Annotated in this window: 22 protein-coding genes; 14 read left to right on the top strand and 8 right to left on the bottom strand. The window is 57.2% G+C overall.

Annotated features, from left to right (window positions below):
* Positions 1–73: 73 nt before the first annotated feature.
* The 7 genes from CEE69_RS24800 to CEE69_RS24770 are packed head-to-tail and all read left to right on the top strand — an operon-like array spanning position 74 to position 7,968.
* Positions 74–2,041 (top strand): peptide ABC transporter substrate-binding protein, encoded by a 1,968-nt coding sequence (locus CEE69_RS24800; RefSeq protein WP_099263292.1) that lies wholly within the window; start codon positions 74–76, stop codon positions 2,039–2,041.
* Positions 2,038–2,967 carry an ABC transporter permease gene (locus CEE69_RS24795; protein WP_099263291.1) on the top strand — a complete coding sequence of 310 codons (930 nt, stop codon included), beginning with the start codon at positions 2,038–2,040 and terminating at the stop codon, positions 2,965–2,967. Before CEE69_RS24800 ends, CEE69_RS24795 begins: the two co-directional genes overlap by 4 nt.
* Positions 2,964–4,199, top strand: coding sequence for an ABC transporter permease (locus CEE69_RS24790; RefSeq protein ID WP_099263290.1), 1,236 nt, complete (start codon positions 2,964–2,966; stop codon positions 4,197–4,199). Before CEE69_RS24795 ends, CEE69_RS24790 begins: the two co-directional genes overlap by 4 nt.
* Complete coding sequence (locus tag CEE69_RS24785; RefSeq protein ID WP_233215609.1) at positions 4,196–5,281, top strand: ABC transporter ATP-binding protein; 1,086 nt, start codon at positions 4,196–4,198, stop codon at positions 5,279–5,281. The genes CEE69_RS24790 and CEE69_RS24785 overlap by 4 nt, the downstream gene beginning before the upstream one ends.
* Positions 5,278–6,318, top strand: coding sequence for an ABC transporter ATP-binding protein (locus CEE69_RS24780; RefSeq protein ID WP_099263289.1), 1,041 nt, complete (start codon positions 5,278–5,280; stop codon positions 6,316–6,318). Before CEE69_RS24785 ends, CEE69_RS24780 begins: the two co-directional genes overlap by 4 nt.
* Positions 6,319–6,374: 56 nt before the next feature.
* On the top strand, positions 6,375–6,980 hold the full coding sequence (gene def, locus CEE69_RS24775) for a peptide deformylase (RefSeq protein ID WP_099263288.1): 606 nt from the start codon (positions 6,375–6,377) through the stop codon (positions 6,978–6,980).
* The gene (locus tag CEE69_RS24770) at positions 6,973–7,968 is read left to right on the top strand and encodes a methionyl-tRNA formyltransferase (RefSeq protein WP_099263287.1); all 996 of its coding nucleotides are present in this window, start codon (positions 6,973–6,975) and stop codon (positions 7,966–7,968) included. Before def ends, CEE69_RS24770 begins: the two co-directional genes overlap by 8 nt.
* 515 nt (positions 7,969–8,483) lie before the next feature.
* Here the strand turns inward: CEE69_RS24770 and CEE69_RS24765 are convergent.
* The 4 genes from CEE69_RS24765 to rplA form a co-directional block, all read right to left on the bottom strand.
* Positions 8,484–9,428, bottom strand: a complete 945-nt coding sequence (locus CEE69_RS24765) for a sugar phosphate isomerase/epimerase family protein (protein ID WP_099263331.1) — start codon at positions 9,426–9,428, stop codon at positions 8,484–8,486.
* A 340-nt stretch (positions 9,429–9,768) separates the two neighbouring features.
* Positions 9,769–10,185 carry a 50S ribosomal protein L7/L12 gene (gene rplL, locus CEE69_RS24760; RefSeq protein ID WP_099263286.1) on the bottom strand — a complete coding sequence of 139 codons (417 nt, stop codon included), beginning with the start codon at positions 10,183–10,185 and terminating at the stop codon, positions 9,769–9,771.
* A gap of 97 nt (positions 10,186–10,282) precedes the next feature.
* Positions 10,283–10,807, bottom strand: a complete 525-nt coding sequence (gene rplJ / locus CEE69_RS24755) for a 50S ribosomal protein L10 (protein WP_099263285.1) — start codon at positions 10,805–10,807, stop codon at positions 10,283–10,285.
* A gap of 173 nt (positions 10,808–10,980) precedes the next feature.
* A complete protein-coding gene (rplA, locus tag CEE69_RS24750) occupies positions 10,981–11,658 on the bottom strand; it encodes a 50S ribosomal protein L1 (protein ID WP_099263284.1) in 678 nt (225 codons plus the stop codon).
* A 622-nt stretch (positions 11,659–12,280) separates the two neighbouring features.
* Between rplA and CEE69_RS24740 the strand changes: the two genes are divergently transcribed.
* A complete protein-coding gene (locus CEE69_RS24740) occupies positions 12,281–13,075 on the top strand; it encodes a glycosyltransferase family 2 protein (protein ID WP_099263330.1) in 795 nt (264 codons plus the stop codon).
* A 306-nt stretch (positions 13,076–13,381) separates the two neighbouring features.
* Here the strand turns inward: CEE69_RS24740 and CEE69_RS24735 are convergent, their stop codons facing one another.
* Positions 13,382–13,792, bottom strand: coding sequence for a hypothetical protein (locus tag CEE69_RS24735; RefSeq protein WP_233215608.1), 411 nt, complete (start codon positions 13,790–13,792; stop codon positions 13,382–13,384).
* Positions 13,793–14,363: 571 nt separating this feature from the next.
* Between CEE69_RS24735 and ffh the strand changes: the two genes are divergently transcribed.
* The 4 genes from ffh (at position 14,364) to rplS (ending at position 17,473) form a co-directional block, all read left to right on the top strand.
* Positions 14,364–15,839: a signal recognition particle protein gene (ffh, locus tag CEE69_RS24730; protein WP_099263282.1), complete on the top strand. Its 1,476-nt coding sequence runs from the start codon at positions 14,364–14,366 to the stop codon at positions 15,837–15,839.
* A 107-nt stretch (positions 15,840–15,946) separates the two neighbouring features.
* Positions 15,947–16,369: a 30S ribosomal protein S16 gene (gene rpsP / locus CEE69_RS33535; RefSeq protein WP_315852544.1), complete on the top strand. Its 423-nt coding sequence runs from the start codon at positions 15,947–15,949 to the stop codon at positions 16,367–16,369.
* Entirely contained in the window at positions 16,366–17,094 is a 729-nt protein-coding gene (trmD, locus tag CEE69_RS24720; RefSeq protein WP_099263281.1) for a tRNA (guanosine(37)-N1)-methyltransferase TrmD, read from the top strand. The genes rpsP and trmD overlap by 4 nt, the downstream gene beginning before the upstream one ends.
* Positions 17,095–17,113: 19 nt before the next feature.
* Complete coding sequence (gene rplS / locus CEE69_RS24715) at positions 17,114–17,473, top strand: 50S ribosomal protein L19 (RefSeq protein WP_008654069.1); 360 nt, start codon at positions 17,114–17,116, stop codon at positions 17,471–17,473.
* A gap of 752 nt (positions 17,474–18,225) precedes the next feature.
* On the opposite strand, the gene CEE69_RS24705 is transcribed toward rplS, so the two are convergent.
* A complete protein-coding gene (locus tag CEE69_RS24705; RefSeq protein WP_099263328.1) occupies positions 18,226–18,999 on the bottom strand; it encodes a gamma-glutamyl-gamma-aminobutyrate hydrolase family protein in 774 nt (257 codons plus the stop codon).
* Positions 19,000–19,816: 817 nt separating this feature from the next.
* On the opposite strand from CEE69_RS24705, the gene CEE69_RS24700 reads away from it, so the two are divergent.
* Together CEE69_RS24700 and CEE69_RS24695 are read left to right on the top strand one after the other, a co-directional pair.
* A complete protein-coding gene (locus CEE69_RS24700; protein WP_099263280.1) occupies positions 19,817–20,938 on the top strand; it encodes a 3-oxoacyl-ACP synthase III in 1,122 nt (373 codons plus the stop codon).
* A 164-nt stretch (positions 20,939–21,102) separates the two neighbouring features.
* Entirely contained in the window at positions 21,103–22,143 is a 1,041-nt protein-coding gene (locus CEE69_RS24695; protein WP_233215607.1) for a hypothetical protein, read from the top strand.
* A 100-nt stretch (positions 22,144–22,243) separates the two neighbouring features.
* Here CEE69_RS24695 and CEE69_RS24690 read toward each other — a convergent pair whose 3' ends face one another.
* Positions 22,244–23,725 (bottom strand): hypothetical protein, encoded by a 1,482-nt coding sequence (locus CEE69_RS24690; RefSeq protein ID WP_099263279.1) that lies wholly within the window; start codon positions 23,723–23,725, stop codon positions 22,244–22,246.
* A 593-nt stretch (positions 23,726–24,318) separates the two neighbouring features.
* Positions 24,319–24,462, bottom strand: coding sequence for a hypothetical protein (locus tag CEE69_RS32580; RefSeq protein ID WP_158231072.1), 144 nt, complete (start codon positions 24,460–24,462; stop codon positions 24,319–24,321).
* Between the last annotated feature and the right edge of the window lie 90 nt (positions 24,463–24,552).

Here is a 24,552-nt window from a genome sequence, read left to right as displayed (position 1 = left end):
CACGACCAGAAAAATCGATTGCAGACGAAACATGATGCCGACGCCCTGTTTCCCTCCCTCCTGATTTGCCGCCATGCCTTTGGAACTTCGTCGAGCGTTTTTGATCCTGGCCGCCATCGTGGTGATGGTGTCCCTGATCTGGGCGTCTCGATTTGATGCGATGCCACCGGCTGACTTCAGCTTTCAGAACGGCACCGATCCCAAAACGCTCGACCCGCACCGAGCGACCGGCCAACCCGAAAGTCGGATTCTGTTCAACATCTTCACCGGGTTGCTGGAAGAGTTGCCCGAAGGCGGCCCGGATCCGGAAACCGGCGTCCAGCCGATGACTCCACAGCCGGGCATCGCCTCGTCCTACGAAGTCTCGCCGGACAACCTGACCTACACGTTCCACTTGCGGGACGGTGTCACCTGGAGCGACGGGGTGCCGATCACCACGGCCGACTTCGTCTGGTCATGGACGCGAATGCTGCACCCGGAAACCGCCTGCGAATACAACTTTCAATTGTTTGGCGTCCAGAACGCGGAGGCTTACGCGACCGGCGAAGTCCAACCGGGCGACAAAGTCGAAGTTGAACTGTGGGACCGACCTGGCGAGACCATCGATAGCGAACCGGCACCTCAGACGTTCCCTCGGGGCACGATTGTTCACGGAACGCTGAAGGCTTTGGACAAACCACCGAAGCCGAACACTCCGGAGGATGCGTCGAAGGAAGAGAAGTCGAAAATCATCGCGGACTGGCAATCCGAATGGCTCTACACCGTCGACCTCGCTCGGACGGACGGCGACAAAATCCTGTGGGACGACGTCACCGAAACGGCCACCTTCACCAAGAACCTGCAAACGCCGCTGGCGAAGGAAAACACTCAGCGGACTCACTATGTGCTGGTCGCCTTTGACCAACTTGGTGGCGTCGAAGCTCCTGACGAACACACCTTGATCGTCCACCTTCGTGACCCGCTTCCGTACTTCCCTTACCTGACCGCGTATTACCCGCTGTTCCCGGTGCCACGCCACTGCATCGAAGAACATGGCAAACCGATGTGGACGCGACCCGAGAACATCGTCACTTGCGGTCCCTACAAAGTCGGCCTGCGGAAACTGCGTGATCGAGTTCGATTGGTCAAAGACGAGCTGTGGTACGACGCCGAAAACGTGGGGATCGAAACCATCGATGCCCTTTCGGTTGAGAGCCACAACACGGCGCTGAACATGTACGAGACCGGGGAACTGGACTGGGTCACGGATCCACCGGTGACCTTGATGGAAGAACTCATCAAACGAGACGACTATCACGGTGCACCTTACTTGTCGGTGTACTACTACGAACTGAACACCAAGCGTCCGCCACTGGACGACATCCGAGTTCGCAAAGCTCTCTCGATGGCGATCGATCGCGAGCAAATCGTTCGCGAAGTCACCAAGGCCGGCCAGCAACCAGCGTTCGCATTGGTGCCGCCCGGTATCGCTGGCTACACCCACGTCAAAGGCAATCGCGGCTCACTCGAAGAAGCCAAAGAGTTGCTCACCGAAGCCGGCTATCCCGGCGGGCGTGGATTCCCCAAGTTCACGATTCTCTACAACACCAGTGAAAGTCACCGAGCCGTCGCGGAAGTCATCCAGCAACAGTGGCAAAACAACCTGAACGTGAAAGCCGATCTGCAAAACATGGAATGGGGCAGCTTCCTCGACAAGCGACAGCAACAGAAGTACGACATTTCGCGAGCGGCATGGAACGCGGATTACCCCGACCCCAATACGTTCTTGGATTTGTTCCTCGGCGAAAGCCCACAAAACAACACGGCTTGGAGCAACCCTCGCTATGACGAATTGCTTTCCCAGGCCGCGTCCGAAGCCGACAAAGTCAAACGCATGGATTTGCTGGTAGAGGCCGAAGAGATCTGGGCCGATGAGCTGCCCGCGATCCCAATTTACTACTACACCGGACGGAACATCTACAAACCCTACGTCAAAGGTTTGTTCCCGACGCCGCAGGACACGCACCCGTTTCAGACGATTCGATTGGAACCCAAGCCATGAAAGACTTGCTCGGATTCCTTGTTCGACGCCTCGGCTGGATGGCCATCACATTGTGGGCGGTTTACACCGTTTCATTTGTGTTGATGCGAGCCGCACCCGGCAGCCCCTTCAGTGCCGAGCGTGCAATGCCTCCCGCGATCGAGCAACAGATGCGGGCTCGATACAACCTCGATGCACCGCCATTGCAGCAATACTGGGACTACATGTGGGGCATCCTCAGTCGCGGTGATCTCAGCTGGTCGATCAAGCTGGAAGATTACAGCGTCAACCAAGTCATCGCGGAGGGCTTTCCCGTGTCCGCCTCGCTGGCCATCTTCGCTTTGGTCTTTGCAATCATCTTGGGCGTCTCCGCCGGAGTCATCTCGGCCGTTTATCGAGGCACCGTTGCCGATGTTGGGATGATGGCCACCGCGGTGCTGGGCATCGCGATCCCCAACTTTGTTCTGGCGTCGATCGCGATCCTGCTGTTCGTGTTCTTGATCCCACTGTTCCCGGCCGCGGGCTGGGGAACGCTTCGACAAGTCGCGCTGCCGGCGCTGTGCTTGGGACTTCCGGTCGCCGCTTACATCGCAAGATTGACACGAGCCGGGATGCTGGAATCGCTCAGCCGCGAACATGTTCGCACCGCGTTTGCGAAGGGACTTCCCAAACGCACCGTGATCATCAAACACGTGTTGCCCGGTGCGTTGCTTCCCGTGGTCAGTTACCTCGGTCCGGCCACCGCGGGCGTTTTGACTGGTTCACTGGTGCTGGAAAAGATCTTTGCCTTGCCCGGAATGGGCAGTCACTTCATCTACGCCGCGACTCAGCGCGACACGACGTTGGCGACCGGAATGGTGCTGACGTACACCGTGATTCTGTTTGTGATGAACACGATCGTTGACTTGGCCTACGCTGTCATTGACCCGCGAGTCGAACTGGAATGAACCTTCCCGATTCAGGCAAGAACGAAGAAGCACTCACGAAGTTGCTGGAGGAATCCCGCAAGATTCGTGGCGTCTCGCTTTGGAAAGACGCGTGGCGTCGATTGTGCCGCAACCGCCCCGCCATGTTCTCGCTGATCTTCCTGATCGGCTTGGGGCTGGTCGCTTTCCTCACCCCGATGCTGCCGCTGCAGAGCCCGCTGGACAAAGACCTCAACAACCGCCGATTCCTCGCCCCCTCACTCGAATCCATCACCATGGGTTCACGCGATGGACTGAAGTTCGCCGACGGTAAACTGACCAGCCAACTGGCTCTCTTCGAAGCTGAGATTGCCGAAGAAGCCGCAGCGGCAATGGCGATCAAAGACCTGACAGAACGAGCCAAACAACTCGATTCAATCCAGGACCGAATCCGCGTCGAGCATCCCTTCAACCAACTGTGGAACCAGCTCGGCGGCGTCTCTTTCAAGATGGTCCAAATTCGCGTCGCAATTTTTGGCGACTACGCGGTGCCTTCGATCTTTGGAACCGACAAACTCGGCCGCGATCTTCTCGCGAGAGTGTTCTGGGGCGCTCGCGTTTCTCTGGTGGTCGGATTGGTGGCAACGCTGGTCAGTTTGATGATCGGTGTCAGCTACGGTGCGATCGCGGGTTACTTCGGCGGCTGGGTCGACGCGGCAATGATGCGGATCGTCGACATGCTGTATTCGATTCCATTCATCTTCGTGGTGATTTATCTGGTCACGTTCCTCGGCGAAGAGAGCGTGAAGGCGTGGCTGGAAAGCTATGGCATCGACCAAATCATGATCTTCTACATCATCATCGGCGCGATCTATTGGCTGACGATGTCACGCGTCGTTCGCGGCCAAGTGCTGTCGCTTCGCCAAGAACAATTTGTCGAATCCGCACGCACGATTGGTGCCTCGCCCATGCGAATTGTGTTTCGACATTTGGTGCCCAACGTGCTTGGAATTGTGATTGTCTATCTGACGCTGACCATCCCTGCCGTGATGCTGTTCGAAGCCTTCCTGTCATTCTTGGGTTTGGGCGTCGCCCCACCAGATGTGTCGTGGGGACTGCTTCTCAACGATGGCGTGGAAGCCCTTTCGAGCGTCAAACTTTTTTGGTGGGTGGTAATTTTCCCAGGTGCCGCTTTGGCCACGACTTTGTTCGCTTTGAACTTCTTGGGTGACGGTTTGCGTGACGCGTTGGACCCAAAGATGAAAAACCGATGAACCAAGCACACGGATCCAGCATCACCTCTTCAAAGCCCACTGCCGAACGCGAGAACGCCGCCCCTCGCGAAGGCAACCAGCCTCTCCTCCAGGTTGCAGATCTCAAGGTCAGCTTCAAAACCGATGAGGGGCAAGTCCAAGCCGTCCGCGGGATATCTTTTGATGTTCGAGAAGGAGAAACTGTAGCCATCGTTGGAGAGTCAGGCAGCGGAAAGAGCGTCACCAACCTGGCGATGATGGGATTGATCCCGCAACCGCCAGGCCAAGTCGATTCCGGAACGGCGCTGTTCCAAGGTCGTGACCTTCTGAAGATGAGTGACCGTGAACTGCAAAGTGTTCGCGGTCGGCACGTCTCGATGATCTTCCAAGATCCGATGACAGCTTTGAATCCTTTGATGACCATCGAGCAGCAAATGACCGAAATGACTCGGTTGCACTTGAGCCTCACGAAGAAAGAAGCGGCCGCGCGCGCGGTGGACATGTTGGGTTTGGTTGGCATCACATCACCTGAGAAACGTCTTCGCGATTACCCACATCAATTCAGTGGCGGGATGCGACAACGCGTGATGATTGCGATGGCGTTGTCCTGCGAACCGGAACTGTTGATCGCGGATGAACCGACCACCGCACTCGACGTGACCATCCAAGCCCAAATCATGGACCTCCTCGCCGATTTGCAAGAACGCAAAGGCACGGCGATTGTCCTGATCACTCACGACTTGGGCGTGGTCGCCGGAGTCGCGGACCGCGTGATGGTGATGTACGCAGGACGCATCGTCGAAAAGGCAGACGTCAACGACTTGTTCGCCTCCCCCAAACATCCATACACGCTTGGCTTGCTCGGTTCACTGCCACGATTTGATACCGATCGTCATGAGAAGCTGCTCGCAATCCCCGGCGGTCCACCCGACATGTCCGAACCCATTCTTGGTTGCTCGTTTTCTCCCCGATGCGACTTTGTTCAACCAGTTTGCCATCGTGAGGATCCTACGCTTCAATTGAAAGCTGAACCAACCGGTGCCGCGAACTTGCCCGTTGTGCAACCTCACCTCGCGGCATGCCACGTGGAGGTCCCAACATGAACGCGGCCCAAACCACCCACACTTCGACGGAAGGATCAGCCAGCACAACCGCGGAGCCACCGCTGTTGCGGGTTAGCGACCTGAAGGTTCACTTCCCCTTTCGACGCGGATCGCTGTTCAATCCTGAACAAGGATTGATCCGCGCCGTTGACGGCGTGTCGTTCGACATCGCAAAAGGCGAAACGCTGGGTCTGGTTGGCGAGTCCGGGTGCGGGAAATCGACCACCGCTCGAGCGATCATCAATTTGGTCCATCCAACATCGGGCGACGTCCTGGTCGATGGCAAATCGATCGCGGGACTGTCCGACAAAGAGATGTTGCCATATCGACGCCGCGTTCAAATGGTTTTCCAAGATCCCTTTGCGAGCCTGAATCCACGGATGACGGTTGGCGGCATCATCGGCGAACCCTTGACGGTTCACAAACTCGCGTCCGGCAAAGACCGTCAACTCGAAGTGTTGCGACTGATGGAATTGGTGGGCCTGAACCCTCGATTCCTGAATCGTTACCCGCATGAATTCAGCGGTGGCCAACGACAACGCATCGGCATCGCTCGTGCCTTGGCCGTGCAACCGGATTTGATCCTTTGTGACGAACCGGTCTCCGCACTGGATGTTTCAATTCAAGCACAAATCATCAACCTGATGATGGATTTGCAGCAACGCCTCGGTGTGGCGTACCTGTTCATCGCTCACGACTTGGCTGTCGTCCGCCACATTGCAACTCGGGTCGGAGTGATGTACCTCGGCCGAATCGCAGAAATGGGCTCCGCCGAAGAACTCTACGCCGATCCGAAACACCCTTATACAGAAGCCCTCCTGTCCGCGGTTCCGGTCCCCGATCCGACCATCGCGGCCGAACGTCGACGAATCGTGTTGCAGGGCGAAGTCCCCTCGCCGGACAAGTTCTACCCCGGCTGCTCCTTCGCCGACCGCTGCCCAATCGCGGTCGACCGATGCCGAACCGATCGGCCCGCATTGCCGGACCGACCGCACGCTGCGGCTTGTTGGGAGCGTGATGATCCGCCGGAAGTTTGATAAGCTGCGGGATTGATTGAACTCATCCGCCGTTTCGTCTTTTTGCCGCCTTCATCATGCCGTTGTCGATCATCCATTTCCCGCATCCGACACTCCGACACGTCAGTCGCCCCATCGTGCGAGTGGATGCCAAACTGAAGTCGATGGCAGACGAGATGCTCGACTTGATGTACGAGTTCGATGGTGTCGGGCTCGCCGCCAACCAAGTCGACTTGCCCATCCGCATGTTCGTGGCCAACCCAACTGGAAAGCGTGACGAAGGTGAATCGTGGGTCATCCTGAACCCTGAGATCGATCGCCCCAAGGGCAACGACACCGCTCAAGAAGGCTGCCTCAGCGTTCCGGGAATGTACGGCCAAGTCAAACGCCCCAAGACCGTTCGTCTTCGCGGATTTGACTTGCAAGGCAACGAAATCAACCAGGTCCTCGATGGATTCATGGCTCGAGTCGTCCAGCACGAAGTCGACCACCTCGATGGCATCATGTTCTTTGACCGCATCGGCGAAGAAGGTCTTCGCGACCTCGAAGGACACCTCGAAGAGTTCAAAACCGACTACGAATCCAAGCAAGGCACCGGATCGATTGCCGACGTAAACACCCTGGCAAAACAACGAGCCGAATGGGAAGCCATGTACACCGGCGGGACCACCTCGAATGGCTGATTCCCTGCGATACGTCTTGATGGGCACCGGCCCATTTGCGGTGCCATCGTTCGAAGCGATCCGGCAACAACTGGATTCCACCGGCGATGAAATCGCTCGCGTGTTCGTGCGTCCTTTGCCGCCAATCAAGAGCCGCGGCGGACCGCCGCCGCAACCCGTTCGCGAATGGGCCGAATCGCACGGGCTGCCCGTGGACGCCCCGGCCAGTGTCAACGATCCGGAAACCGTTGCCAGCCTCGTCGAACTGAACGCGGACCTGCTGGTCGTGTGCGACTACGGCCAAATCCTCAAACCCGATGCCCTGCAGTCCGCGCGTTTGGGCGGAATTAACCTGCACGGTTCACTGCTGCCCGCCTACCGAGGCGCCGCGCCGGTGCAACGAGCCCTCTTGTCCGGCGATCGCGAAACGGGCGTGTCGGTCATCCACATGACCCCACGGCTCGACGGTGGCCCCATCGTGTCGTCCCGCACCACGCCAATTCACGATAACGAAACTTCCGGCGACCTTGAAACACGCCTGTCAGAAATCGGCGTCGACGCCACGCTGGAAGCCATCGCTTTGCTTCGCACGATCGAGTCTCTCGACGAACACGGTGCACTGGGCGAGCCACAAGATCCAGCCAAAGTCTCCAAGGCTCCGCGACTATCCAAGGCCGAAGCTCAAATCGATTGGTCCGCCAACACCCGCCAAATTGATTGCCTGGTGCGAGGCATGCAACCCTGGCCGGTCGCGTTCACCCACGCGGTCGTTAACGAGAACAAGCCTCCGCTGCGCGTCGCAATTCGCGAAGTCACCACGTCCACCTTCGATGCCGACCCAGCCAACGTCGGCCGAGTGATGGAACATGATGGGCTGGCCATCGGATGCGGTGATGGCCAAGTCATCATCGAGCGTCTCCAACCGGCGGGCAAGAAAGAGATGTCGGGCTTGGATTTCAAGCGAGGCCACCGCCTCGACGCCGGCCAAAAGCTGATCGCACAACCGTAGGCCATGTCTCACATGGCACCCAACCCGATGCTTTGGAACAAAGCGAGGCGTCTAATCAACACGCCTTCGAGAGAATAGATTTGCTCGGCGAAGAACAATCGCCAGGTGGAACCTGGCCTACATCATGAGTCGATTGCAAAGTGCAAATTGATCAATGCAAAGGGCAAAGTGCTTTGTCCCGGCAAGCGGCATAACATCACCGCCGGACAATTACCGATTTGCAATGTCCATTTTGCAATTTGCAATTCTAGTATGCTTTCTCTCACAAGGCCCCCCGATCGTTCAACAGTAGGCCATGTTCCACATGGCAGTCGAGCCAATGCTTGAGAACCAAGCGAGGCGACTAATCAACACGCCTTCGAGAGAATGGACTTGCTCGGCGAAGAACGATTTCCAGGTGGAACCTGACCTACCCCTGTGGTTCTGCGGCTCTGAGGTCCTTTCTCACTTCCCGCCAATGAAAAAACCCGACGCGGTACGCCGGGTTCTCGTATTCAAATCGTTGCGAACAAAACTCAGGCCTTCGCCAATTCGTCGCGGACGCGTTCGAGCAATTTCTTGCTGGCTTTGATGCCATCGGCTTCGCTCAGACCACCACCTTCATATTCGATGCCAACGTAGCCGTTGTATCCGAACTCGGTGACGATCTTCATCATCTTCAAGTAGTCGGTGTGCGTCTCATTGCCTTCTTCGTCGAAGTCATGCGTCTTCGCACTGACCGCTTTTGCGTACGGCATCAAAGCCTGCACGCCGTGATAGCGATCGAACTCGTTCGCATTCTTGCCACGCGAGATGAAGAAGTTGCCGAAGTCAGGCAGAGTGCCGCAGTTGTCCATGCCAACGCGTTCCATCACAACTGCCAACCAAGCACCGTTGCTGCTCAAGCCGCCGTGGTTTTCAACGATCACGTTGATGTCTTGCTTCGCGGCGTACTCGCTGAGTTGGCTCAAACCATCAGCGGCATAACCAATTTGCTCGAGGTACGATCCGCCGCTAGCAGCATTCACACGAATGGAATGGCAACCGAGGAACTTCGCCGCATCGACCCATTGATGATGGTTCTCGACGGCTTTCGCACGAGCCGCTTCGTCTGGATCGCCCAAGCGGCCTTCGCCGTCGACCATGATCAGCAAACTCTTCACGCCGTTGTCGCTGCATCGTCCTTTCAGGTCCGTCAGATACTTCTCGTCGCGAGCTTTGTCCTTAAAGAATTGATTGACGTACTCAATCGCATCGATCCCAAACTGCTCTTTGGAAACCTTTGGAAAATCCAAGTTAGTGATTCCAACCGACTCATCGCGAAGCGTGCGGTGCAGCGACCATTCAGCCAACGAAATTTTGAATGGAGCGTGATCGTGGTCATGACCTTCGTGGGCATGAGCCAACATTCGCGAGCCCGCGATTCCAGCGACGGCGGTGGTAGCGGCGAGTGACTGCAAAAAATGACGACGTGGCAACATGGTGGGCTGTTCCTGACGACTCAGAGGTGGGGGCGAGAGAATCATGATGGGTGGATCAACGGCAATCGCATGGAAGGCGACTTCCAACGAATTGGCAGCGCAGCATTCAATGCAAACCGGATCCCCAGTCTAGCTAAAGCAAAGCAGGTCGTGATGCAAATCGATGGATTCAAACCACACATTGCAGCGAATCAAAGCGACCAACGACAAGCGATTCGGAACCGCAGAAGCCGCGAACAAGCTTGCGTCCGCGCAGCAAAATGACCGCGAACTCAAATGAATGAATTCGCGATCATTGACTGATTTGACCGATTTCCGAACGAACCAATCCGGCTCCGAACTACTTGAGTTCGACCGAGCCGCCAGCTTCTTCGATTTCGGCTTTGACCTTTTCGGCGTCTTCTTTCGAGACGGCTTCTTTCAGAGTTGCTGGGCAGCCTTCGACCATCTTCTTGGCGTCCATCAAAGATGCGCCAGTGATGTTCTTGACGACCTTGACGACGTTCAGCTTCTTCTCGCCGAAACCGGTCAAGACAACGTCGAATTCGGTTTGCTCCACTTCAGCAGCACCACCAGCGTCTCCGCCAGGGCCAGCCATCATCACAGCGCCACCGCCGGCGGCAGGCTCAATGCCATGCTCATCCTTGAGGTAGTCGCTCAATTCTTTGGCTTGCTTCAGGGTCATGTTGGCGATTTTGTCGCCCAGTTCTTTTGCTTCTGCGCTGAATTCTGCGACAGCGGTTGCTTCATCGGACATAGTCAAACTACCTCAAAAACGAAAAAGGTGATTCGGAAATGGTTCAGGGAAAAAGCCGGGGCAAGGACAAAGGCTCCGGCTGGTCGAGCGGAGACGACTATTCGTCGCCTTCGCCCTTGGACTTGATCTGGCTGTTGAGGGTCTTGCCGGGGCCAAGCATTGCAGCACTGAGTGTTGCACCTGGGCCAAGCATCTGACCGACCAACATGGAAATTTGTTCTTCACGGCTTGGCCATTTGCTGACCGCATTGACCGCTTCTGGATCCAGCTTTTCACCGTCCAGAACGCCGCCCGTCGTGACGAACTGTTCGAACTTCTCTTTGTCCTTGTCCAGTCGGACGGCTTCCTTTACCAGACTGACGAAGTCGCTTGAGCCCCAGAGCACGGCGACTTGCCCATTCGTTCCTTCGAACGCGGGGAAGAGAGACGTGCCTTCAGTGGCGCGTCGGGCGAGTGAGTTTTTGACAACCATCATCTGGATGTCTTTTTGGCCCAGTTCGCCACGCAGCTCGTTGGTCGTGTTCGCATCCATACCGGTGCAATTGACCAACACGGCATCCTCCACGCCTTCAAGCCGACGCTTGAGATCGCGAGTCACCAGTTCTTTGACGTATTTACTCATCGGATTTTTTCACTCGAAAGAGCCAAACCTTGGCCGCAGTTGGATGTGATCGTTTGGGGTTGGACCAAAAAACATTGATCCACCAACATCAATCTGAAAACCAACGCTTTCGGCCATGATGCTGGTTGATCGGGACGGCCTGACGATCGAAATCATCCGGCCAACCCGTGCAGCTAGGTGGCGACGCGAACACTAGGTGTCATCGTCGCACAGATCGCCACGCCTTTGATGTACGTGCCTTTGATGGACTGAGGCTTCATTGCCGACACAAAGTCGACGAACGACGCGATGTTTTCTTCGAGCTTGTTCGCATCGAAGCTCATCTTGCCGACCATCGCGTGGACGTTGCCACCCTTGTCGTTTCGAAACTCAACCTTACCGGCCTTGTACTCACCGACGACTTTACCGACGTCAGGTGTCACGGTTCCAGCACGCGGGCTCGGCATCAAACCACGAGGACCGAGTACTCGGCCCAAAGGTCCAACCAATCCCATCATGTCGGGGGCGGCGATGCAGACGTCGAAGTCCGTCCAGCCATCTTTGATTTTTTTGGCCAATTCTTCTTGGCCAACTTCATCCGCACCGGCTTCTTCAGCCGCTTTGGCAGCGTCGCCCTTGGCGAACACGACCACGCGTTGGGTCTTGCCAATGCCGTGAGGCAAGACAAGTGAGCCACGGATGATTTGGTCGGCCTGGTTTGGATCCACGCCCAAACGCATGTGAATTTCGACCGTTTGGTCAAACTTCGTGGCGTCGTATGTTTTCAATACCTCGACAGCCTTGCCCAAAGGAAGCATTTCCTTGGGCTGTTTTTCGAGGGCGGCGCGATACCGCTTGGATTTCTTTCCCATTTAGTCACGACTCATTTGTGTCGGGTGGTATGGCGATTCCACGCAGGCCCAAGCTCTCTAAAACCAGCCAACTGATACAATCGGCTGAAAGAACGCCCGGCGGCAGAATCTCCCACTTGTTAAACGAACGGAACCCAAAAAAGACTGGGTTGCGATCGAAGCGGGGGAGTTTGGCGAAGGCCAGCAGCAGCGTCAACCTCAACTAGCCCAAGCGATTCGGATTTTTTTCTTGGTTTTTTGAAGTGAGGCCTTCACCGGGGCACATCGGTTGCAACCGTGGGAATGTGAAGGAAAACCTGTCACAATCGCGGTCAAATTGGAACGACATCGAGGACTGGCGTGCAAAAGCAAGCTCCCACCAGGGGTTTACTTCACCGTGATCTGGCTTCCCTGACTGAAACGCTGACTGGCGGAACACCGCGACTCGGCAACATTTTGACGGTGCCGGTTTCGCTTTAATTGGATGCTCTCCGCTTGAGCGACTGATTTCTGATTGAGTGAAATCACGACTCGCTTGACCGCGGCGATCCAGCCCAACATTCCAGCGACCGGATCGCGAACATCGAAACGCCGTGCCAGCTTCCTGCTTGTGCACGCGAAAGAACCGAAAGAGAAACGAATGATGAAATCTTGGCTGACCGCACTTCCCGTCTACAACGAAGCCCAATACGTCGACGAAGTCCTCGAAAACGTCCTCCAGCACGCCGACCAAATTCTGGTGGTCAATGACGGCAGCACAGACGGAACGTCCCAGCGACTGGATGACTGGGCGAATCGATTGCCGGAATCCGTCGCAGTGGTGCACCACCCGAAAAATCGCGGCTATGGCGCGGCCCTGCAATCTGTTTTCGCGTACGCAATCGAGAACGGTTACGAAGGTGTTGTGACGCTGGACTGCGACGGCCAACATCAACCCTGCCGAATCCCAGAGTTCATCGAGGCCGGACGCCACGCAGACATTGTTTCTGGCAGCCGTTACCTGAAGCAATTCGAAGGCGACGACGCGCCTCCGCAAGAAAGAATGTTCATCAATCGTCGGATCACGGCGGACATCAATCGACGTCTTGGCTTTTCGCTGACGGACGCCTTCTGCGGCTTCAAAGCCTATCGGACCGAGGGGTTGCGAGAGCTGAAGATCACCGATGATGGCTACGCGATGCCGCTGCAATTGTGGGTCGAAGCCGCTGCGGCGGGTCTTCATGTCACCGAATTGCCGGTACCACTGATCTACCTGGACCTCGAGCGCTCCTTCGGCGGGTCGCTGGATCACGCCGAAACTCGGCTGAATTACTACAACCAAGTCTTAGACGATGCGGTCGACCTGGCTTGCCGCGAAGGACGTTTCCGTAAAGGACGCGGCAAGAACGATCAAGCCAATTCGCCTTGCGGCAAAAACTCCAAGCGAGCCGCCAGCTGAACCCAGCCGGCACCAATGTCGCCCATCGACTCCGCTCGATGGATGCCCTGCATTGCAGGGCATCTATCATCACCTTCCCTTTGGGAGGGTCGAGTGAAGCGAGGGGAGGGCTCAGCATCGGTTCCAGCGCGTAACCCTCCCCGGCCCGAAGCGGGCCGACCCTCCCAAAGGGAGGGTGAAGTGATATGGCATTGCCTTTCCCTTCGGGAACTGCGAGCGAAACGAGGGAAGGGCGAGCATTGAAAAAGTTAAATTGACAATTGCAAACTGCAAATTGGGCTGCTGTTGCCTGTCGAGCTCGCCCGATCATCGAGGCAACCGTTTGGAATCGGCTTCCGGGGGAATGTTGCAAACGGACTTTCCCACCGCGGCGGTCGCCAACTGCCGCATTGGCCGGGAAGCCAAACCGGCCGCCATCATCAAGCGAGCCAGCCCGACCATGGTTTGGTGCCATTGGTGAACCATGTCCGGCGTGCCAAAGCGGGCTGCATCGACGCGATCGAAACCTTGTTCACTGACACGAATTTCGGTGGCCATGTGCATCAACGCCTCCAGCATCACGTGGCTGTGCCGATCGGAATCGGTCAAACCTTCGTCGTCATAGATCCACAAATGAGGCTGCATCGCGAGATCGACGCTGTGCATCGCGGCGGCATCGGCATCCATTGCGTCGACGACCAAAGAGCGGGCACCACACTGAACGTAAAACTTAGCCATGGGATTGATCTTCCGTGAAAAGGCGGTTGCGGGGGTCCGCCGCCGAGTGAACCTCCCGGCGACACACATAGGATCGCAACCGGAGTGACACGTTAGGTCACGAGGAGCTCCTAGCTCCTAGTCGTGCTCGTGCTCGCCGTACGATGGCCTTCCAAGGCCGTCGAAATGGAAACCCGACGCGTCAGCGAGGCACCACACAACTCTCCCCACGACGGCCCCATCCGGGCCGACGGGCCGTTTTCTGCCATCCATCTCGGGGCTTCCGCCCCGAGCTACGAACGACGGCCCCGTCCGGGGCGAAGATATTGAACCGCCCCCTCTCACCGCTCCGCGGTTGTTGGCTCACCCCAACACGCACGACCAGTCGCGGAGCGACGACAGTTGTCCGCCGGCCCGTCGCCGAATGATTCACGACGCAACTCCGTCAGACGAACAACCAAACCTCCTACGGTCCCCCGAAAACGTTTCCCAGCGGAATTCGCCGTTCTCTCCATTTACAAAACCGCAGCATCTTGGATAAACTGCCGGGCTTTCCTCAAAAAACCACCCTTTCGCCCGCCCCCTCCGACGCGTGTTCGATTCCCTCTCCGACGGTCTGCAATCCGCTTTCAAAAGCTTGTCTGGTAAAGGCAAACTGACCGAAGGCAATATGCGCGATGGCCTGAAGATCGTGGAACAATCGCTACTCGAAGCTGACGTCAGCTACAGCGTCGTCCAGGACTTCATGGGGCATGTTTCCGAAAAAGCCCTCGGAAAACGCGTTCTTTTGTCGCTTCGGCCACAAGAAGAACTGGTTCGGATTGTCTACGACGAGCTGGTGGAAACGCTCGGCCCAGTCGACTCCGCACTGAACCTGAAAGCCGATGGCCCGACCGTCATCATGCTATGCGGGTTGCAAGGAAGCGGAAAAACGACCACCTGCGGCAAGCTCACGAAACTGCTGCAAGAACAAGACATCACGCCACTTTTGGTCGCGGCTGACTTGCAGCGTCCCGCCGCCATCGAGCAACTCAAAGTCATCGGTTCGCAGCTCGGCGTTCCCGTCCACGCGGAAACCGACCACAAAGACCCGGTGAAGGTCTGCCAAGCTGGCGTCGAAATGGCCCGCCGCGATGGCAATCGCGTTGTGATCTTGGACACCGCCGGACGTTTGGCGATCGACGCTGAACTGATGGCCGAGCTGAAAAAGATCGACCGAAAAGTCGGCCCCGACCAGGTTTACCTCGTCGTCGACGGAATGACCGGGCAAGACGCAGTCAACAGTGCTGGTGCGTTCAACGACGCGTTGGAACTCGACGGCGTCGTGATGACAAAACTCGACGGTGACGCTCGCGGCGGAGCATTGCTGTCGGTCAAAGAAGTCACCGGCGTCCCGATCAAATTCATGGGCACGGGCGAGCACTTTGATGCTCTTGAACCCTTCCGCCCCGAAGGCATGGCCAGCCGCATTTTGCAGATGGGCGACATGGTCGCCGCGGCTCGCGAAGCCCACCGAATCGTCGATGAAGAAGAACGAGAAGAGCTGGAGGCCAAAATGGCCAGCGGCGAGTTCTCGCTCGACGACTTCAAAAACATGATGCAAAAAGTCGCCCAACCGGGGCTGATGGGACGCATGATGGGCCTGATGCCTGGCATGGGCCAATTCAAAGAAGCGATGGAGTCGGAAGCGGCCGGCGGCCAACTCCGACAAATCATCGGGGCGATCAACTCGATGACCCCCGCCGAACGCAAAAACCCAAAGCTGATCGATGCGACCCGTCGCACCCGAATCGCCAAGGGAGCTGGCGTTCAATCGCCAGTCATCACGCAATTGATCAAACAATTCGACGTGATGAAGCCGATGATGCAAGCCATGTCCGGGAAGGGCAGCGGCGATCGGATGGCGATGATGCGTCAAATCCAAGCCAACGCGATGTCGGGCGACCCCCGCATGGGCGGCTTGAAAACAAAACAGAGCACGGGAAAACGACTTTCCCCGGCCGAGAAAGCCCAGCAACGCAAAGAACGCGAAAAGCTGAAACGAAAACTCAAACGTAAAAAACGCTGAGTGAGATGAAGTGGGCCGAGACCAGAGCAGGTACAGCCCTCTGTCTTCAGCCCCGAAATCAACCTCAATTCCTTGGAGAAACGACCGACATGGCAGTAAGAATTCGCATGAAAAAGATGGGACGTACGCACCGTCCTTTCTTTCGTGTTTGTGCAGTGGATCAACGCAACCCACGTGATGGTCGTGTGATCGAAGAACTCGGCACCTACGATCCAATGTGCCCCGAAACCGATGCACGCACCACGCTGAAAGCCGATCGCGTCGACTACTGGATTGGCGTTGGCGCTCAACCCAGCGACAAAGTGGCTGTGCTGATCAAAAAGTACGGCACCGAAGGCTCGCACCTGGAAGCCCAAAAGGCTGCCGTCGAGCGTCTCGGTCGTCGCAAAGATTACACCCCACCACCAGAAGCACCCGCTCCAAAAGCCGCACCGGTTGCGGAAGCACCTGCTGAAGAAGCTCCCGCGGAAGAACCAGCCGCCGAAGCTTCGACGGACGACGCTCCTGCTGCAGAAGCCACCACGGAGTGAGATTCGACGTTGTCACCCTGTTCCCCGCGATCTTTGACGGTTATCTGACCCAAAGCTTGCTGGACAAGGCGATTGTTCGAGGTTTGGTTGAGATTCAGCGACACAACCTCCGAGATTGGGCCGAAGACACCCCTCATCGCAAAGTCGATGACCGTCCTTTCGGCGGCGGCCCCGGAATGTTGTTGCAGGTCGAACCGACCGTGAATTGTGTTCGGGACGTGGACGCCATGGCCGATGTCCCGGCTCGAAAGATTTTGTTGACCCCGCAAGGTCGACGGCTCGACCAACGGTTGGCCGAAGACCTCGCCACCAGCGACCGACTCATGTTGATGTGTGGTCGTTACGAAGGATTTGATCAACGCGTGCTGGATATTCTCCAACCCGAAGAGATCAGCATTGGCGACTTTGTCCTCAACGGAGGCGAAGTGGCCGCGATGACCATCATTGACGCTGTCGTCCGGTTGCTGCCCGGCGTGCTCGGCGATGAACAAAGCAGCCTGGATGATTCGTTCAGCCGAGGAAATCGGATGCTCGAGTTCCCCCAGTACACCCGGCCCCGTGAATTCGAAGGCCACACCGTCCCCGATGTTCTGCTCAGCGGCGATCATGCCGCCATCGCCGCTTGGCGAGCCGAACAAAGCCGGGCGAGAACGATTGACCGTCGCCGCGATTTGCTGCCCGAGCATTCAACCAACAATCAAGAACACCCCAACAAACTCTCCTGAACATCGAAGAGGTTCTCAAATGAACAACGCCATCATGGACATGGTCGACAAGGCCAACCAAAAAGAAGAGGGAAGCGTTCCCCAGTTCGAAATCGGTGACACCGTGGACGTGCACTCCAAGATTTTGGAAGGCAACAAAGAGCGGATCCAAGTTTTCACTGGCGTCGTGATCGGCCGCAGTGGCAAAGGTGCTCAGGAAATGTTCCATGTTCGCCGCATCGTGGCTGGCGAAGGCGTGGAGCGTAAGTTCCCCGTTCACAGCCCACGCATCGAAAAGGTCGAAGTCAAACGCAGCGGTGTCACCCGTCGCGCCAAGCTGTACTTCCTCCGCGATCGCGTCGGCAAGGCTGTTCGCTTGAAAGAACGTCGCCGCGTTTGATCGCCGCCCGCATTTTGCGGGTTGAGCTCGATCATCAGCAAGGCTCGACCGCCCGTCGGTCTGCCAAATAAACTTCGCCAAGCTGCTCTGGTCCACCCGAGCAGCTTGTTTGCTGCGCGAATCCATCGTCTGTCGCCTAACTAACCCCGTAGCCCGGCGAGGCCCTCACCGGGCAATTACAGCAACCATCCTGCGTCTGGAGGTCGTGCAGTTTTTAACTGCTGTGTTGCCAAGCGTTTAGCATCACCCTCCCCCTGGGAGGGTCGAGCGAAGCGAGGGGAGGGTCGAGCATCGGAACCAGCGCGTAACCCTCCCCGGCCCGAAGCGTGCCGACCCTCCCAAAGGGAGGGTGAAATAAAACTGCACGACCTCTCTGATAGGGGTAGGGAAGTCCGGTTGAGCCGGACTCCCCTACCCCTATCGGTACCTGAGAGGCCAAAAAACAACCGGGCACGCTCCTTTGGAACGTGCCCGGTTGGACTTGTCAGCCGTGACTTGTTTTGTTGCCAAATCGGTTTTCAATCAGGTCAATCCGTGACCACCGCCAACCTTCATCCTTGAAGGCGAGGAACTCCTGCGAAGGAGTCCCATTCTCACCGGGTTCGCTGCATCAGGCGATGCTTCCGTGCTGCCAGCCCGCCAATCCTTTGGCGGAAAACGGTTCTCGCGGGACAACCGTGGGCAGCGAACCCGGTGGGAAGGGATCAAAAAGTCCGATTCGTCAACATCCTCTCCGTAGTGTGGTTTCTAGCTCAAGCAACCAAACGATAGGCTTCGTCGCCTTCTTTCGCGGGAGCCTCTTGGTTCCGGTCGCGAACGGCGTCAACAAACTCTTCGAAAATGCGGATGTCCAAGGCGGAGGCCGCTTCGGATTCGGGGTGGAACTGAGTTCCCAAAGCGAACCAATCGATCATTTCGCTTTCGATGGCTTCGATCACACCGTCGGGGCAGCGAGCGGTGACGCGGAAACCAGGAGCGACTTCGTCGATTGCCATGTGGTGACGGCTGGTCACGCGAATTTCGCCGTCGCCGTAGACGCGGCCGATCAACGAATCGCCTTCGACGTTCAATGTGTGACGGTGGTTGACGTCTTGAGCGTCAAAGTGAGGCACGGCTTCGGGCAAGTCCTCTTTGATGTGCAAGAACAAGTTGCCGCCTTGTTGGACGTTGATCAACTGCATGCCGACGCCAATTCCGAAGACAGGCATCCGGCGTTCAGCGATTTCCGCCATCAGCATTCGGTCGCTGGCTTCACGTGCCGCGTCCATGGGATGAACACTGGGGTGCAGCATGAACCCGTCGTTGCGAGGGTCCAAGTCGCCGCCACCGATGAACAAGAAACCTTCGACGGCGTCCAGGATGCGGCCAACCGATTCTTCGTCCGCTTGTGGAGGAACCAAAACGGGGATGCCACCCGCGTCGATGATGGCTTGAAAGTATCCCGAAGCGATGTAAGCAAACGCGGGGGTGCTGCGAGCTGCGGCTCGGAAGTCAGCGTTTAAACCAATCAGGGGCTTGCGCGTCATGAGAAGATCCTCTTCGTATCGGCGTTTCATAGTTACCGCACTGGCGAAGCATTCAATTCAGCAATCTTGTGCAAAATTGAATCGAGCGAGCAGCAAACACGTTGAGAACTCATTCGCACGATGCCACCTGCCAACTCGCAGGGAAAAGGGCGATCATGGGAGTTCATCCAGCCTGTCTCTTCATGAAACAACCTGGTCGTTTTGCTTCCCGGACTTTTCCAATGAGGTGCGTGATAAGGCGGCGCGGCGACGGTGTCGCGTCTGATGTGCGGGAGATTAGAGACCGAGTTTCACATGACCAAGCAAGAACGATATATTGTGAGAAAGTGGCCTTGAACCACTACGGGTAGTGCTAGCAAATGCGTTTTTTGCTAGCAAACCGCGAATTTCTGCAGTGTTTTCGGAAAATCCTGAGCCCTCGAGATGGACTCCATCGCCCCAAACAAAGGGCTACTTCCTCCCCCTCCGCCACCGGGCTGATCTCTCACAAATCAGCTTGGATGACGAACGGCCGCCGGAACCCTATTGGCCAGGCCAGCGTCCTTCCGCAGCGCAGCGTCGCAGCGAACATCACAAAAGGCAATTGCGGGACCCTACCACACCCTACGAAATCACCGAAGCTCGCGGTGATTGTTTGCGATCAGGTCTCGCAAGGCTTCTCCGCACTGGTGATACGACCGACGGAAGCAATCTGTTAGTCTGCTTCGCGACCGTTGGGTCACTCAATCGGGGAATTTCCGTTCCCTCGGATTCAGATGGCCTCAGGCAATGAGAGCCAAGCATTTTTTTTAAAACTTTGGTTCAAAGGGCCGCAGCAGTGCATTTTCCTGACGTCGCGTTGGCATCGATCGGTGTCACGATCCCGCAAGCACAGTGGACCAGCGAACAAATCGAGAAGGATCTGCAGCCGCTTTACTCTCGCCTGAAATTGCCGGAAGGCCGTCTGGCCATGATGAGCGGCATCGACAGCCGGCGAGTCTGGGAGCCGGGCACCGTCCCCAGTGGCCCCAGCATTCAAAGCGGCCGACACGCTCTGGAAGCCGCCTCGATCGATCCAGCTCAAGTCGGAGCCCTGATCCACGCCAGCGTCTGCCGCGACTTCCTGGAACCCGCCACCGCCTCTCGCGTGCACCACGAATTGGGGCTGTCACCTCAGTGCTGGGTCTACGACGTATCCAATGCTTGTTTGGGCGTCCTGAACGGCGCCGTCCAAATCGCCAACATGATTCAGTCAGGAATGATTTCGGCCGGCATCGTTGTCGGAACCGAGAACAGTCGACCGTTGATGGAAGCGACGATCGCATCGCTGAACGCGGACACGCAGTTGACTCGAAAAACCGTCAAACCCGCGTTCGCGTCCCTGACGATTGGATCAGGCAGCTGCGCGTGGTTGCTGACCCATCGCGACCTGCATCCCGAAGCCACAACTTTGGAACACGCGATCGCTCGCGCCCACACCGCACATCACCATCTCTGCCGAAGCGACCAAGACACGGCCGGAGCGGGGATGCAACCGTTGATGGAAACGGATTCCGAAACCCTGATGGCCGAGGGAATCGCAACGGGTGTGGCTGCGTTGAACGACTTGCTCGAACAATCCGGATGGTCTCGCGATCAAATCGATCGTTCCGTTTGTCATCAAGTCGGCTCGAGACACCGAGTTGGAATGTTAGAAGCGATGCAGTTGCCTGAATCTTGCGACAGCGTTTCCTTTCCGGCTCTTGGCAACACTGGCTCGGTCGCGTTGCCGCTGACCGTCGCCGCCGCGGCCGCCACTGGTGACCTGTCCGCTCAAGACCGCACCGCGATGCTGGGAATTGGATCCGGCATCAACAGCGTGATGATCGCAGCGAAGTGGGGCGAAACCATGATCGCGGGCGATTGGTCGGGCTTGCTCGACGAACTGGCCCCCTCTCGGTTGGCTGCCGCGACAACCTGAAACGCCCCGACGATCCGCCAGCCTCGCGCCCTCATGCAACCCGTTCCCCGCCTGGAAATGCTGGACTTCTGCTCCCGCTGCACACCATTTGCTTGCCGGAAATCGATTCTGGCGCTATGGTGAAAGCAGGCCGCCACTTTCCTACTGACCTCTGAGCGATCTCGATGAAACGCCATTTTCTTCCCCGACTCTCAGCGTTGCGGGTCGCCTTCCAAACCACTTGGGCAAGTCTGACTCGTCGTGTTCGCACCAGCGGCTTGGCGGTGTGCTTGAGTGCATGCTTCGGTTTCGCACCCGCCGTCGCTCAAGAAGCCCCGGTCGCCGAACCGCCGGCACAGGCTGAAACAACAGAAGCTGAATCAGCGAAAGCCACAGACACCGAGCCCGCTCCGGCCGAAGAAGCGAAAGTCGCCGAAGAGCCCGCGTACGTTCGTGTTCACGAAATCAACGGCAAGCCAGATGCCTTGCAAACCGCAACGGTTCAGTTCGTCGGCCAGCCCGGCACCAAGTACGACGGTGCAATTGTCGACTTGGTCGGCGTCGTTCACATCGGCCAAGACGAGTACTACACCGAATTGAAGGAACAACTTTCGAAGTACGATTCCGTGCTTTACGAATTGGTGGCCCCCGATGGGACTCGCATTCGCCCGGAAGACCTGGAGAAACGTCGGTCAATCCTGGCCTCGGTTCAAACTGGCATGAAAGACATGTTGAACCTGGAGTACCAACTCGAAAAGATCGACTACATGGCCGAGAACTTTCGCCATGCGGACATGAGCCCGGACGAGTTCGTCGAGGACCTCGAGAAACGCGGCGACAGCATTTGGAAAATGGTGGCGAGGATGCTCGGTGCCGGCATCGCTTCGCAAGCCAAAACAGGCGGCGACGCGGGTTTGATAATGGCGATGTTCAGCGGTGAAGACCGACCCAAGAACATGAAGCGAGCGATGGCTCGCCAACTCGTCGACATTGAACTGGTGACCGCGGGCATGGACGACGCCAACGGTGAGAACACCTTGATCAAAGGTCGCAACCGCAAGGCGTTTGAGATTTTGAAGGAAGAGCTCGACGCTGGCAAAGAGAACGTCGCAGTGTTCTACGGAGCCGGTCACTTGCCAGACATGGCCGACCGCTTGGAAAACGAATTCGGAATGAAATCGACCCAGACCACCTGGGCAAACGCCTGGGACCTGACGCGGAACTGAGCCCTGCGGCGAGCGGAGTAACTCTCGGTGGGGACCACCGAGCTACAGGTTGTTGCGGTGCAGCTCCATCGAACGGAGTCGATGGGCGACGGTGACGCGACTACGGACGTAGGATGTCGTTGGTGCGTTGCATCCGTTCTTGCTGCTCGGTGTAAATCTTCGGCAAGCTAGTCGGCAACGACTTGGGTGCCGTTGATTTCTCCGGAGCGAAGTCGCGTCCGCGAACGGCCGATCCGAGAGGCGTTGTCAGCGAGTCGTTGATCGTCTTCAGGTAAGCTTGCAACTTCCAAGCTGGAATGATTGTCACCCCATTCTCGGTCGCTTCCGCCTTGGCCTTACCGACCGCGGCGATTTCGCTGGCGTTGCCCGCTTGATCGTCCAATCGTTCGGATTCGCCGATCACCAAGAATCGCACGCTGCTGTCGAACGTGCCTTCACGACTTCCATCGGTTCGCAAGATGGCGGCCACTTCGGCACCCGCCGCACGGATCATCGAAGAGATCTCGGTCGTGTCAGGTCGGCTGTCATCATCGATGTCGATGTTGTCCATCAAAGCGATCTTCACACGACGTCCAGGCGACCAGAACGGCGAGTAGATTTGGTCGCCAGGGATGATCGGGTAACGGATCTCGGGGAACGCCACCACGCGAGCCTCGGCACGGTGATCGCCCAACAACTTGGTGACTTGGATGGTCGCTTTGATCTTCGCATCTTGCAGACGTGTTTCGTCGCCATCGATGACACCAAACGTGACCCCCGGAGTCAGCTCATCCGCCGATCCCAAGTTGATCGTCACAACGTTGCCATCGCGGTAAACGTAGCTGATCAAACCTTGCGTGCTTTCGAAGTTGGTGCTTCGCAGTCGCACGAGTTCCTGACGCTGGTTCTCGATCGTGCCTGACAAACGAGTTTCCAGTTGCTGAAGCTCGTTGATCTCGGCGGTGACCTTGTTTCGATAAGTCGTGAACTCGGCGATCTTCTTTTGAAGGCTGTCGCTGGTTCGCTCCGTCGTCAGCTTCATTTGCTGACGGTCTTCGGCAAATTTGGATTGTTCTGTTTCGAGTTTCTTGTTCGCATCGTCGCGACTCTGTTCGGCCACTTCCTGAGCCTTGCGAGCCACTTCGATGTCGCTGTCGGCCTGCGAACGGATTTGCGTTGCTTGTTCACGAGCCTGGCTGTACTGAACGTTTCGGTTGCGAATCGCATTGACCAGGAAGTCCGGGAGCGCGGGATAGTTGCGGTTTTGCGGGTCGACTTCGGGACCAAACAACGCCATGTCGCGAGCAAAGTTTTGCTCAATGATCTCCATCTCAGGATCGTCACCGCTGCTGGATGTCAGCGTGTCGAATTGAGCCTGGGTCAGCCCGCCCACGCCCAACATCGCTTTCATCAATGTTGCCTCACTCTGCATCGTTTGCAGTTCGGTGCCGCGGGATTGCAAGCTTTCCTTCGCCGTCGCGGCGGTCTGGGCTTGTGTGTTGCCCCAACTCCAAAAGAAGAAGTTGAGCGCCAAAGAAAGCACCAGGAAAATCAGACAGGCAATCAAGCTGCCTCGGATCACTGAATCGTCGCGTGCGGCCATGGGGGCGATGAAGAGTAGGAGGAGATGGAGTGCCCGTGCGAGGGCAGTCGGACCAACTTGGGTCGCATTCGTTGCGTGTTGACTCTACGAACAGGGACCACCGACCGGTTCAGACCGGCGGACCACCTGCCTCTGCAAACAGCAATTGTATTCAGAGTTGATCCAGAACGCATCTTTTTGACACAGAAATCACGCCGAAACTGCCTGGGCGATCGCGCAAACCCACCGGCCTGGTCCGATTTTGACGACAAACTGCCGTGCAACCCCAAGCCGGGCCATCCTCACCCCCGAATGAACCACCCGATTCCCGCGTATCCCAACCGTAACTCGGTGGTCCCCCACCGAGACGAGCATAAAAACTCTCGGTGGGGACCACCGAGCTACAGGTTGTTGCGGTGCAGCTCCATCGAGCGGAGTCGATGGGCGACAATCGGCACCAGAGCAGAACGATTGTCCCCAATCGTTCCGTCAACCGGCGTTCAAACGCCAATCCACATCGGCCTCGCGTTCACCCGCCCAAACGTTCGCGTCAAGCATTTCAACGACAGCACCCCGACACGCAAACAGTTGAGACAACTGTTCTACTCTGCAACTCACCGTAGCCCGCTGGAGCCCCAGCGGGCATCCACACGCAACTCGCTGGGGGCCCCAGCGAGCGACACGCGGCTTCCGGCAACGCTCCTTTCGACTGGCACAATCGTTTGCGATTCGCCGATCAACGCGTCGACTTCGCTCATTCAAACTGCCCGGTTTCGGTCGATCGCGGTATGCTCTCCGCTTCGCAAACAGCACACGCCCTTCTCGACGCCTCGCCACCCTCTTCGCAG

This window comes from Rhodopirellula bahusiensis (assembly GCF_002727185.1).
Lineage (GTDB): Bacteria > Planctomycetota > Planctomycetia > Pirellulales > Pirellulaceae > Rhodopirellula > Rhodopirellula bahusiensis.
This window is presented reverse-complemented; position numbering and strand designations above follow the sequence as displayed.

What these genes read in the sequence shown, in the direction of transcription:
- CEE69_RS24800 (WP_099263292.1), top strand. Translation starts at nt 74, where the DNA reads ATGCCTTTGGAACTTCGTCGAGCGTTTTTGATCCTGGCCGCCATCGTG.
- def (WP_099263288.1), top strand. Translation starts at nt 6,375, where the DNA reads ATGCCGTTGTCGATCATCCATTTCCCGCATCCGACACTCCGACACGTC.
- CEE69_RS24690 (WP_099263279.1), bottom strand. Translation starts at nt 23,725, where the DNA reads ATGGCCGCACGCGACGATTCAGTGATCCGAGGCAGCTTGATTGCCTGT.
- CEE69_RS24695 (WP_233215607.1), top strand. Translation starts at nt 21,103, where the DNA reads ATGAAACGCCATTTTCTTCCCCGACTCTCAGCGTTGCGGGTCGCCTTC.
- CEE69_RS24785 (WP_233215609.1), top strand. Translation starts at nt 4,196, where the DNA reads ATGAACCAAGCACACGGATCCAGCATCACCTCTTCAAAGCCCACTGCC.
- rpsP (WP_315852544.1), top strand. Translation starts at nt 15,947, where the DNA reads ATGAAAAAGATGGGACGTACGCACCGTCCTTTCTTTCGTGTTTGTGCA.
- CEE69_RS24790 (WP_099263290.1), top strand. Translation starts at nt 2,964, where the DNA reads ATGAACCTTCCCGATTCAGGCAAGAACGAAGAAGCACTCACGAAGTTG.
- CEE69_RS32580 (WP_158231072.1), bottom strand. Translation starts at nt 24,462, where the DNA reads ATGAGCGAAGTCGACGCGTTGATCGGCGAATCGCAAACGATTGTGCCA.
- rplS (WP_008654069.1), top strand. Translation starts at nt 17,114, where the DNA reads ATGAACAACGCCATCATGGACATGGTCGACAAGGCCAACCAAAAAGAA.
- rplA (WP_099263284.1), bottom strand. Translation starts at nt 11,658, where the DNA reads ATGGGAAAGAAATCCAAGCGGTATCGCGCCGCCCTCGAAAAACAGCCC.
- CEE69_RS24780 (WP_099263289.1), top strand. Translation starts at nt 5,278, where the DNA reads ATGAACGCGGCCCAAACCACCCACACTTCGACGGAAGGATCAGCCAGC.
- rplL (WP_099263286.1), bottom strand. Translation starts at nt 10,185, where the DNA reads ATGTCCGATGAAGCAACCGCTGTCGCAGAATTCAGCGCAGAAGCAAAA.
- CEE69_RS24735 (WP_233215608.1), bottom strand. Translation starts at nt 13,792, where the DNA reads ATGGCTAAGTTTTACGTTCAGTGTGGTGCCCGCTCTTTGGTCGTCGAC.
- CEE69_RS24740 (WP_099263330.1), top strand. Translation starts at nt 12,281, where the DNA reads ATGAAATCTTGGCTGACCGCACTTCCCGTCTACAACGAAGCCCAATAC.
- rplJ (WP_099263285.1), bottom strand. Translation starts at nt 10,807, where the DNA reads ATGAGTAAATACGTCAAAGAACTGGTGACTCGCGATCTCAAGCGTCGG.
- CEE69_RS24705 (WP_099263328.1), bottom strand. Translation starts at nt 18,999, where the DNA reads ATGACGCGCAAGCCCCTGATTGGTTTAAACGCTGACTTCCGAGCCGCA.
- CEE69_RS24765 (WP_099263331.1), bottom strand. Translation starts at nt 9,428, where the DNA reads ATGTTGCCACGTCGTCATTTTTTGCAGTCACTCGCCGCTACCACCGCC.
- CEE69_RS24770 (WP_099263287.1), top strand. Translation starts at nt 6,973, where the DNA reads ATGGCTGATTCCCTGCGATACGTCTTGATGGGCACCGGCCCATTTGCG.
- CEE69_RS24795 (WP_099263291.1), top strand. Translation starts at nt 2,038, where the DNA reads ATGAAAGACTTGCTCGGATTCCTTGTTCGACGCCTCGGCTGGATGGCC.